At 56.2% G+C, this 11,268-nt stretch carries 8 protein-coding genes; 3 read left to right on the forward strand and 5 right to left on the reverse strand.

The features are described from left to right. Positions 1-199 precede the first annotated feature (199 nt). The 4 genes from ABEA92_RS17005 to ABEA92_RS17020 form a co-directional block, all read right to left on the reverse strand. Entirely contained in the window at positions 200-1,498 is a 1,299-nt protein-coding gene (locus ABEA92_RS17005) for an alpha/beta hydrolase family protein (RefSeq protein WP_345685036.1), read from the reverse strand. Positions 1,499-1,525: 27 nt separating this feature from the next. After that, the gene (locus ABEA92_RS17010) at positions 1,526-2,386 is read right to left on the reverse strand and encodes an alpha/beta hydrolase (protein ID WP_345685037.1); all 861 of its coding nucleotides are present in this window, start codon (positions 2,384-2,386) and stop codon (positions 1,526-1,528) included. 104 nt (positions 2,387-2,490) lie between these two features. Further along, the gene (locus ABEA92_RS17015; RefSeq protein WP_345685038.1) at positions 2,491-2,730 is read right to left on the reverse strand and encodes a hypothetical protein; all 240 of its coding nucleotides are present in this window, start codon (positions 2,728-2,730) and stop codon (positions 2,491-2,493) included. A 62-nt stretch (positions 2,731-2,792) separates the two neighbouring features. Then, complete coding sequence (locus ABEA92_RS17020; RefSeq protein WP_425572453.1) at positions 2,793-4,721, reverse strand: GntP family permease; 1,929 nt, start codon at positions 4,719-4,721, stop codon at positions 2,793-2,795. A gap of 244 nt (positions 4,722-4,965) precedes the next feature. Here ABEA92_RS17020 and ABEA92_RS17025 point away from each other — a divergent pair, with 244 nt between their 5' ends. The 3 genes from ABEA92_RS17025 to ABEA92_RS17035 all read left to right on the forward strand — a co-directional run bounded on the left by ABEA92_RS17025 (position 4,966) and on the right by ABEA92_RS17035 (position 9,293). Then, positions 4,966-6,390 (forward strand): class II fumarate hydratase, encoded by a 1,425-nt coding sequence (locus tag ABEA92_RS17025; RefSeq protein WP_345685110.1) that lies wholly within the window; start codon positions 4,966-4,968, stop codon positions 6,388-6,390. A 66-nt stretch (positions 6,391-6,456) separates the two neighbouring features. Continuing rightward, positions 6,457-7,197 (forward strand): ATP-binding cassette domain-containing protein, encoded by a 741-nt coding sequence (locus ABEA92_RS17030; protein ID WP_345685039.1) that lies wholly within the window; start codon positions 6,457-6,459, stop codon positions 7,195-7,197. An 11-nt stretch (positions 7,198-7,208) separates the two neighbouring features. Beyond that, on the forward strand, positions 7,209-9,293 hold the full coding sequence (locus tag ABEA92_RS17035; RefSeq protein WP_345685040.1) for an ABC transporter permease subunit/CPBP intramembrane protease: 2,085 nt from the start codon (positions 7,209-7,211) through the stop codon (positions 9,291-9,293). Positions 9,294-9,904: 611 nt separating this feature from the next. Here the strand turns inward: ABEA92_RS17035 and ABEA92_RS17040 are convergent. Then, a complete protein-coding gene (locus ABEA92_RS17040; RefSeq protein WP_345685041.1) occupies positions 9,905-11,263 on the reverse strand; it encodes a glycerate kinase type-2 family protein in 1,359 nt (452 codons plus the stop codon). Between the last annotated feature and the right edge of the window lie 5 nt (positions 11,264-11,268).

Here is an 11,268-nt window from a genome sequence, read left to right on the forward strand (position 1 = left end):
CCCACAGAAGACACTGCTACTCTGACGTGGCGCCTTGAAACTGCAGCGGGCGTGGTCACCACCAGCGTCACGTTGGTCGGTGACCGAGACGAAACACGTGTTTGCGTCTATCGGTAGTGGACGAGACAACGAGTCCTTTGCGGTGGTGGTTGTTTTCGGTGAGGGACTCGTAGCCTCGTCCACTACGAGGATTGCAATGTCATTGAAACTGCAGCGGCGTGGTCACCATTGCGTCACGCTCGTCGGTGACCGAAACGAACCAAGTGTTGGCGTCTTGGGGTGGAGCGGCGATGATCGCCGCATCGGTGATTTTGCCAGGAATGCTTTTCCATGTGCGTTCGGATCGCAGTCCCGTGTCAGTCGTGTAGTGCAGCGTTGCCGATTTGAGCGGCGTCTGGCTTTTATATTGAACGTGCACCTCGTTTTCTTGCACGACCGGAGTTTCAAGCGTCGCCAGCGGCACGCCGCCGCGACAATGGGAATCGATAAAAAGGCCGATCTCTTGCGGTGCCCATCCGGCGGGATGGCCGTGCGGCATGTTGACTTCGATTCGCATCTGCTTTTCACCTGGAACGGCATCAAAGCTCTTTTGATAACTGTCCAGCGGATAATGTTTGTCGTTGGTTCCATTGACAAACAAGATCGGAACGCGGCACTGAGTCAGCACGCTCGAAGGATCGTAGGCTTGGATCCATGCATTGCGACGTTCGCCAAGTTGGTCAATTGATGGTTTTTGAACCGATTCGCCTTCGAATAGAAACCCGCAACCATAGACGGGAACGGCGGCGTTGAAGCGATCGTCAAGCGACGCAGCCAGACACGTTGTGTAGCCACCCCAGCTGATTCCGGTGACCGCGGTTTGTTCGGCATCGACTTCGTCAAACGAGCGGATCAGTGAATGAGCGCGAAGCACGCTGGATGCGGCGTGAAAGGGCCAGTCATCAGAAACATCGGCACCAATCGAATCAAACTTGGTGTCGTGTCCTTGGTCTGGTCCACCGAGCGGCAATCGCGTTCTGGTTTCGCGGCGTGCGGTTTGATTGCGAATTGGCTCTCCCGTCTTTGAATCGTATACCGGATCGATCGGACGTGATCCCGCTAAATCCATCGCGATGGCGGCATATCCGCGTTTGGCCCACAACCAAGCCCACTCGGCAAACGCCGTCCCACCGCCGCCGTGAATCAGTACGACCGCGGGGTACTTTGTTTTGTTGGTCTGGTTTGCAGCCGTCGTGTTTTCACCAAGCGTGCTCGGCGATGCGTAGAACGCGAACACTTCGGTCGGATGCCCTTGAAACGATTCTCCCTCGTAAATCAATTGATGCACTGGTCCTGATCGGTCTTCCCAACGCATCGTTGGAACTTGTTTTGCTGCATCGACCATCGAGTGCAGTGGGCTGGCTGCGGCGGATGTTGCCGGATCTGTCGCGGGCTCTTTTGCGGACAGCGGTGCGGATAGCAGCAGCAAGGCTGTAAACACGAGGTGAGTGGGTTTCATCGGATGGAGGCGAGTTTAGGGGGAATCTTAGGGGGAATTGGATAAGAACGTGTCGATGGTTTCACGGCATTCATTCCACGCCCATGGTGGCGTCGGATCGTTGTGTCCCATCGCATCAATCTCGACGAAATGCTTGGGGGAACAGCCTGACTCGTCATACAAGCGTTTGCCATGCTGGATCGGAATCAACCGGTCGTCATCGCCATGCATCTGCACAAGCGGCCCCGAGTAATTTTGAATTCGTGCGATCGAATCGTAGCGATTTCGCATCAAGAATTTGACGGGGATGAATTGGTATTTGTCGGCAGCCACGTCAACCATCCGATCAAACGTGCGATCCAGTACGAGCAGTTTCGCACCGCCCTGGGCTGCCACCGCGACGGCGCAACCACCGCCCAGCGATTGACCGTACAGAATCAAGTCGGTCGGTTGGATCGAAAACCGTTGACATGCAAAATCGCGACCGGCCACGGCGTCGGCGATCACGCCTGCTTCGTCGGGGGAACCCGGCATGCCGTCAAAACCACGGTATTCGGGGACGAAGACATTGGCTTTGAGTTGATTGCCGAGCCAAGCGGCAGTCGTGCTCTCACGGGCCGCTGTGATGCCATTGCCGTGGAAATAGACAAGCGTGTGTGCGGCGTTTGGATGTTCGTAGAGTTGTCCGGTCAACGTTGTGCCATCGGCTGATTCGTAGTCGACCGAGACGACTCCTGGGGCGGAGTCCGGCGGAATGTTCATGAACGCGCCGGGGTACACCAAGCGAGTTTCCATGGCGACCATGAAGACCAAGATCGTTGCGTACCCGATGACGGTAATCCGCATCGCTGCACCAACAACGCGTTTGAGTCGGCTTTGGTGGGGTTTTATCAAACGTGTTTCAGACATCGGTTTGGTGTGAAGAGAGGCTTGCGTCACTGCGATCAATCGAGAAGTTTTGACTATTGTAATCGCTGCTGCCGCCGAGCCTCACCCGATTCCGTCGACGGAGCCTAACGCCGGAATCGGCTGCGAGCGTAATCAATCAGCATCCACTGCAATACGACCAGGACAAGCGGCATCGTAAACAAGATGAACTGGGACGCCTCGGCATTTTTGGCCCAAATGGGAAATTTGGATTCGACGGCGGTCAAAAGCGCCATCACAAACGAGGCGTTAAAGAACAGCAGGATGCACGTCACGACAACGGACCCAAGCGTGGCGGCACAGCCGAGCCACCTGGGGCTTGTCACGCGTTCAGCCGAATCCAGTGGATTCTCGGCAGAAGGATTTTCGGGGGGTGGCGACGGCACGCTCACAAACTGGCTCGCAATGGAAGGACTTGGCTTAACAATAGCGTGGCCAACAAACCCACGAGCGACAACACCGCCAATAGGGGCGTCCAACTACGTAGCGATTCGCCTTCGGTCAGTCCGCCCATTTTGGTGAACACCCAAAACCCGCTGTCGTTCATCCAGCTGCCCATCAGGGATCCGGCTCCCACGGCGGTCGCGACGTAGACCATGTTGAAATCGGGTTTCGCGTCGCCAATGATCGCGGACATCATTCCGGCGCCGATGATCATTGCCACGGTGCTGCTGCCTTGCGCAATTTTCAGTACTGCAGCGATTGTCCATCCCAGCACAAGCAGCGCCAGCCCTGCTCCGCCCTGATCTTGGAACGCTTGCTGGATCGTGTCGCTGATGTTCGTATCGGTCAGCATCGATCCAAACGCGCCGCCCGCGGCGGTGATCAGAATAATCACCCCACCGCTCATCAGCGATTCTTCGACATCCACGGCAAGATCACGCCAGCTTAATTGACGCACGACCTTTAGCGTCAACATCGCGCAGATTGCTGCCAACAACAACGCAAAGTTCGGGTTGCTCCATAACGACAATGATTCGGCGAGTTCACGATTGGGAGAATTCCATTGATGCGCTGCAATCAGATCGGGGAACGCGTCTTCAAGCAGGGCGCGGTTCATCCGCCGGCGGTCGACCGGTTTCATTCGCAATTGATTTGCATTGATCTTTGACTTGGAAACGTCCGACAACGCGACCCCCAAAAAAGCTTCCTCAGCGTACAGTTCTGGGTCAAGCAGTACTTCGTTGAGCACCGCCACCACTTCGCTCTTTGCAGCGTCACTAGAGGCGGGCTTTTTTAGCAGTGTCACCTCGTTTTCGTTCAACGCACTGCTTGCCATCACACGGCCCGCAGGCGAATTGGGCGTCGCAGCGGCGAGTTGGCCGGCCAATGCATCAAAGTCCTTGATGTCCGCAACACTCAACATCGCACGGTCTTCGCGATCCGCCACGGTGGTGGCAAGCGTACCAGCACCAATCAACACGACTGGCAATATCACCGGCAGTAATGCGATCCAGAACGAAGGCAATTGATTATCAAGCAGTGGTTGGTGTTTGTTTTCATTGGCGCCGAGTGGACGCATTTCGACAGGACTTTTGTTGTCGATCAAGATTGAGAAAATCAAGCCAACAATCGCAGCCGGCAACGCGACCAAGGTGCCTACCAACATCATCATGCCAATGTCGACTCCGAGGATCGACGAGACCAACAGCGGACCTGGTGTGGGAGGAACCAACGTGTGGGTGATTGCACCGCCGGTGGCGATTGCCATCAGGTAACGAAGATAGTTTTTGTTGGTTCGACGATGCAGACTTCGAGCCAGCGGGACGAGCAAGTAAAAGACGGTGTCGAAAAACACCGGCACCGCGAGCACAAAGCCGCTGACCATCAAGCCGACTGACGCCTTCTTTTCTCCGGTGATGTTGACGGCACTGCGGACGATGCGGTCGGCCGCTCCGCTGTCGAGCATACATTTGCCGATGATGGCTGCCATCGCGATCACGATACCGATGCTGCCGGCCGAACTGCCAAAGGCCGTGACAACCGCATCCATTCGAGCTCCCGCCGTTCCTCCTTGCGTCAGCCCCACCAACAAACTGACGATCAACGCCGAAACGATCAACGCGAGAAACGCGTTCAGTTTCAGGGCGATGATCATCCCCAGCACACAAAAAATGCCAACCGCCAAAATCAGCACCGAGGTTTGATTCAGCGGATGGCTGGTGACGGTCACGTCCGCGGTAGTACCGGGGATCATTTCGGCAGCCAAAGCATCTGCGGATGCCGGGGCCGATTGAGCGATGACGCCGCTGGGGATGACGCACAAGACGAGGGTAAGGAGCAATAAAACAAGAAAAAACGATCTGGGACGCATCATGCGGTGGCCGTAAAGAAAGAGGGGGATGAGGTGGGGAGGGAGCAAATCAACCGCCAATTCTAAACACTTTCTCAACGGCCGTGGTGGGGGGAGGTGGGGATGTCAAACAGGATGCAAGGAATCGCGGGGCTTTGGGCGATCGGAACGGCGACGCTGTAGCCGCCTCGTCAAAACGTCCTTCGGCGCTTTATGATGGCGGCCTTAGCGAACGTTTTTGAAACCCGCAATCGACGAAGTGAAACCGATGACCCAGTACCGCACCGAACATGATTCCATGGGCGACGTTCAAGTGCCCGCCGAGGCTTATTACGGAGCCCAAACTCAGCGAGCTGTTGAAAACTTTCCGATCAGCGGTTGGGAATTGATGCCGTCAATGATCTCGGCGATGGGATTGGTCAAATTTGCCTGTGGCGTCGCGAATCGCGATCTGCAGAAATTGACTGGATCCGGCAAAAATCCGCTGACGGACGCTCAAGTCGAAGCAATGCTGCAAGCGGCCCAAGAAGTCGCCGACGGCAAGCTTGCCGACCAGTTCCCGATCGATGTTTTCCAAACAGGCTCGGGAACCAGCAGCAACATGAATATCAACGAGGTGATCAGCAATCGTGCGATCGAGATCGCTGGCGGTGATCGCTTGGGACTGGAAAAGCCGATTCATCCCAACGACCATGTGAACATGGGGCAGAGTACCAACGATACCTTCCCGACAGCGATTCATGTGGCCACGGCGATTCAAATCCAAACCAAGCTGCTGCCAGCGCTTCGCAAAATGCACGCGTCGCTGGCTGACAAGGCGAAACAGTGGGACAAGATCATCAAGATCGGACGCACTCACTTGATGGACGCGACGCCGCTGCGGTTAGGCCAAGAATTTGGTGGGTTTGCCCGGCAACTCGAATTGTCGATTTCGCGAGCCGAGGCCGCTCGGGATGCGGTTTTGGAGTTGGCTGTCGGTGGTACCGCCGTGGGCAGCGGCATCAACACGCACCCTGAATTTGGTGCTCGTGTTGCCAAAGAACTGGCCAACAAAACCGGGATTGCGTTTGTCGAAGCGGCGAATCATTTCGAAGCCAATGCAACGCGAGACGCGTTGGTGCAATCGCACGGAGAACTTAAATGTGTCGCACAGACATTGTTTAACGTTTCCAACAGCATTCGATGGCTCGGCAGCGGTCCGCGTTGTGGTTTCTTTGAAATTCAATTGCCAAGCCGCCAACCGGGCAGCTCGATCATGCCTGGCAAGGTCAACCCGGTGATGTGCGAATCGATGATGCAGTTGACCGCTCGTGTGATGGGCAACGACACCTGCATCACCGTTAGCGGTGCGGCGGGAGGAAATTTCCAGCTGAACATCATGATGCCCGTGATGGGGCATACGATTCTCGAGTCGATTCACTTGTTATCAAACGGTTGCGATGCGTTTGTCGAATTTTGTCTCGAGGGAATGGAGGCAAACGAGCAGGCGTGTGAAGCATCGGTCGAAAAAAGCTTGTCGATGTGCACCAGTCTGAATCCGCTGATCGGTTACGAGCAAGCTGCGAAATTGGCCAAGGAGGCGTTTGCATCGGGACAAACGATTCGCGAACTGTGTCGTGAAAAGGGAATTTTGCCCGAGGACACCCTCACCGAAGCACTTGATCCTTGGAAAATGACCGAGCCCCAGGCGTGATCGTTCATTTGGTATCCTGGTGAAACGAAACGCCTTTTCCAAACCTCTGCTGCGGTCGACATTCGAATGCTTCAAGTCCGTTCGCTCGTTAAAACTTTTTCGCTCGACGACGGCGAAGTCCGCGCGGTGGACGACTTGTCGCTGACGGTGCCGCAGGAAGAGGTGTATGGATTGTTGGGCCCCAACGGAGCGGGAAAGACAACCACGCTGCGAATTATTCTCGGGTTGCTTGAACCCGACAGCGGCTACACGGCGGTCGACGGGATTCATACCACGGTCGATCCTATCGCAGTCAAGTCGCGATTGGGATTTGTGTCATCCAACGATGGCGTTTATCCGTGGCTGAGTGTTCGCGAGATGTTGTTGTATTTCGGCGATCTGTATGGCGTCGATCCTGATCTTGCAGCGACCCGCGCCGAAGAGCTGTCAAAGCTGATGGGAATCGAGCATTTGCTCGATCGACGGGCTGGGACGCTCAGCACCGGTCAACGCCAACGCGTGACGCTCGTGCGCGGTTTGATTCACGATCCGCCGGTGATGTTGTTGGACGAACCGACGCGTGGTTTGGACGTCGTCGGCGTGCAAACGATTTTTGAATACATCGGTCATTTGCGGCAAGCCGGAAAGGCCGTGGTGGTGTGCACGCACCGACTCGATGAAGCCGAGCGATTGTGTGATCGATTTGGCTTGTTGCATCAAGGCCGATTGGAATACGAAGGCGACATGAGTGAACTGCGGCAAGCCACCGGTCGCGAACACCTTGTTGATATGTTTGTCGACTTGATGAACGGCGAGGCGGCAGCATGAGCGGACACGTGATGAAAGGGCGAATCTTACGGCTCTGTCAAAAAGAACTGCGGGAAACGATCCGTGATCGACGGACTGTGATGACGTTGTTGATCATGCCGCTGTTGTTGTATCCGCTGTTGAGCATGGCGCTGAATCGTTTTTTGTTGACCTCCGGCGCCCGGCCCACCAACGTCTACTTGGTCGGAGTGGCAAGCGAACGCGAAGGCGAACTGCTGCGTTCTTATTTGGATGATCCCCAGAGTGCGCCGCCCGATTCGGTCGCAAAATCGAGCGGCGGAGGGATTGCCGAATTCGATATTCGTTTGAGCGAAGACATTGATCCGGTCGATGCACTGCACGCCAACCAGATCGATCTGGCTGTCAAAATCAAGTTTGAAGACCCACCGCAAGTCATCATCACGGCGTTTCGAGGTGATGGCGGCAGCCAGAACGCGCGTCGCATCTTGGTGGAACGTTTGCAGTGGTTGCGATCCAATTTTGCCCAGCATGTCGCCAAGATGTTGGCGCCCGATTACCGGCCACCGGCGGACATTGTCGTGGACGAAATCGGCCAAGAGGACGAGCTGCCGCTGTTGGCCACGATCGTGCCATTGGTGTTGGTGTTGATGACGATCACCGGAGCGGTCTATCCCGCTATCGACTTGACCGCCGGAGAACGTGAACGCGGCACGATGGAATCGTTGATGGCATCTCCGGTGCCGCGATTTTACGTGCTGTTCGCCAAGTACATCGCGGTCGTGATCGTGGCGTTGTTGACGGCGATGATCAATTTGTTGGCGATGTTCACGACGCTTTGGGTGTCCGGAATGATGCGGTTTTTAACCGGCGACGACGCTTTTCCGCTGATTGCCGTGCTGCAAATTTTGGGGTTGTTGGTGCTGTTTAGCGGTTTCTTTTCGGCACTGCTGTTGTGTTTGACGAGTTTTGCGAAATCGTTCAAAGAGGCCCAGGCGTATTTGATTCCGGTGATGCTGCTGGCGCTTGCACCAGGGATGTTGTCGCTAATGCCAGGCGTCGAGTTGAGTGGTCCTTTGGCGATCGCGCCGCTGATCAGCATCGTGCTGCTCGCTCGCGATCTGCTTGCTGGCGTGTTCCATCCGGTCGGTGCGTTGGCGGCCATTGTCAGCACGATTGGTTACGCCTCGGCTGCGTTGGCGGTGGCATCCCGATTGTTCGGTACCGACGCGGTGACGCGAACGAGCGAACAGTCGATTGGATCGTTCTTTCATCGGCCTCCGAAAGTGACGCCAGTTCCGAGTGTCGAGTCGGCGGCGTTGATGTTGTCGTTGTTGGTGCCGATCTATTTTGTCGGTTCCAACGGATTGATGCGGTTCTTGCAAACCTTTGGTGATTCGGTTTCGTTGTCGGCTACGTTTTGGTTGAACATCCTGACGCTATTGTTGACGTTTGGATTGGTGCCGTTGGCGGCCACGTACTTGGGACGCCATCGATTCCGCAGCACGTTTCGTTTGCAGAGGCCACCGCTGCTCAGTTTTGTCGGTGTCGTGCTGATCGGCATGGGAGCTTGGACGCTTGCCCACGAGGCGTTTGTGGTCGCCGAAGCGATTGGAATCGGTGGGCTCAGTGAAGAACGGATCGAACAGGCGTTGGGGCAATTGGCGGCCTGGAAACAAGTTCCACCGTGGCTGTTGCTATTGACGTTTGCAGTCGCTCCGGCGGTGATCGAAGAGTTGTGTTTTCGTGGATTCTTGTTCTCGGCGTTCTTGCGAGTGATGTCACCGGCACGCACGATACTGTTGACGGCGGTCTTGTTTGGTTTGTTCCATGTGTTTACCGGCAACGCCCTGCTGATCGAACGCTTTATCCCGACGACGCTACTTGGAGTCATCTTGGGCTGGATCGCGTATCGCACGGGTAGTGTGCTGCCTGGCATGTTGATGCATCTGGTGCATAACGGGTTATTGGAAATGGTGGGCCGTTATCACGAGCACTTCCAGTTTTTCGGAAGTGACTTGGACGATCAAGCTCATTTGCCGGTGATGTGGTTGATCGGCGCTAGCGCGATCGCATTGGTGGGAGCGGGGATCGTGTGGGCAAGCACTCGAGATACGGAAGTGGTTCATAGCAAGTAGGGCGTATGAATTTCACGGTCACTTTTGCATCGATGATTGATTGCGACGCACGCTGACGGCTTGGAAAGCCGAGCGACGATGGAGTGAACCGGCAGTGGAGCTACCGTTACTTTCGCATCGATGATTGACTGTGACGCACGCTAACGGCTTGGAAAGCCGAGCGACTATGGAGTGAACCGGCAGTGGAGCTACCGTTACTTTCGCATCGATGATCGATTGTGACGCACGCTGACGGCTTGGAAAGCCGAGCGACGATGATGTGAATCGGCAGTGGGTTTACCGTCGCTTTCGCATCGATGATTGATTGCGACGCACGCTAACGGCTTGGAAAGCCGAGCGACGATGGAGTGAATCGGCAGTGGAGCTACCGTTACTTTCGCATCGATGATTGATTGTGACGCACGCTAACGGCTTGGAAAGCCGAGCGACAATGGAGTGAATCGGCAGTGGAGCTACCGTTACTTTCGCATCGATGATTGATTTTGATGCACGCTGACGGTTTGGAAAGCCGAGCGACAATGGAGTGAATCGGCAGTGGATTCGGCGTCGCTTTGAGCGGCTTGCGCCGGCCTGCTTGCTGCGAAACGCTTTGATCGCGGAGCGATCAGCGACTAGGGTTTGATCACGCCGACGCGGATGTCGCATACGTTGGTGCCGGTGGGGCCGCACAGGATCAGGCCATCGGTTTGTTTGAAAAAGTGATAGGCATCGTTGCGTCGCAAGAAGTCCGCGATGTCGAGTTGTTTTTCGCAGGCGATTTGATGCACACTCGCGTCGAGGATTGCACCGGCGGCATCGGTGGGGCCGTCTTCGCCATCGGTGCCGCCTGAGAGCACCGCAATTCGATTCCACTCGTCATCACTCAGGCCGCAGTCGAGTAGGTATTGATAGGCGGCAAGCACGAGTTGCTGATTGCGGCCGCCGAGTCCTCGGATCTCTGCGGGAGCGAGCGTGACGACGGGCTCGCCGCCGGTGATCAAACAATTCGATCGATGATCGTCGCCGCTGCGGAGCATTGCGACCAGCATCCTGGCGAATTCGCATCCGACCTGTTCGGCCGACGGCTCGCAGGCGGTTGCCGAATGCATGATGTGGTTGTAACCAAGCCGTTCGGCAACGATTCCCGCCTCATCAACCGCCAAGGCATTGTTTCCGATGATGCAAGTCGTGGCGATGGTCGTGGGCTTTACCGCCGTGGCGGGAGCCGATTTCAAGGCGTCGTAAACGGACGCGGGCAATTTTTGCTGAGGGTCAAATTTCGCCAGCACTTCGAGTGCGTCGGTTTTGCTAGAGGTGTCTTCGATGGTCGGGCCCGAAGCGATCAAATCGACGGGGTCACCCAGCACGTCGGACAAAATCAACGTGATCAGCTGGCCGGCGCGGCAGGCACGCAACAAACCGCCTCCTTTGACCGCGCTAAGGTGTTTACGAACGGTGTTTAGTTCGGTGATGTCCGCACCGCTGCCGCTCAAATGCCGAATCACTGCGAGTTTATCCTCTAGCGTGATGCCGGGGACCGGCGCGGGCAATAGTGCACTGCCGCCGCCGGAGATCAACGCGATGCAGAGATCACGCGAGGTCGCCTCACCAACAAGCCGCAGGATTTGTTTGGTGCCCTCGACGCCTTCCGCGGTCGGTTCATTGACTCCGGCTGGCCGAGCGGGATGAACATGAATGTGACGAAGCACTTCGGATCCCTCTGCGGGAACGGTGCCTTCGGGTACATTGATCCAACCTTCGATCGGCAATCGATCGCCCACCGCTGCGACCAGCCCGGTTGCCATCGCGGTGGCCGCTTTGCCAGCGCCGACAACCAGAATGCGGTCGAAATCCGCGAGCGGAAAAAAATGATCTGCGACGCAGAGTTGATCCGCTTCGACTTGGATCTGAGAAAGGACTCGTTCGTGGGCACGAACCGAATCGACGCCGGCGTTCCAGATTGAAAGAGCATCTTGGCGTGGGCTTGGCATCGTTT

Origin of the sequence: Novipirellula caenicola, from assembly GCF_039545035.1 — a bacterium.
GTDB lineage: Bacteria > Planctomycetota > Planctomycetia > Pirellulales > Pirellulaceae > Novipirellula > Novipirellula caenicola.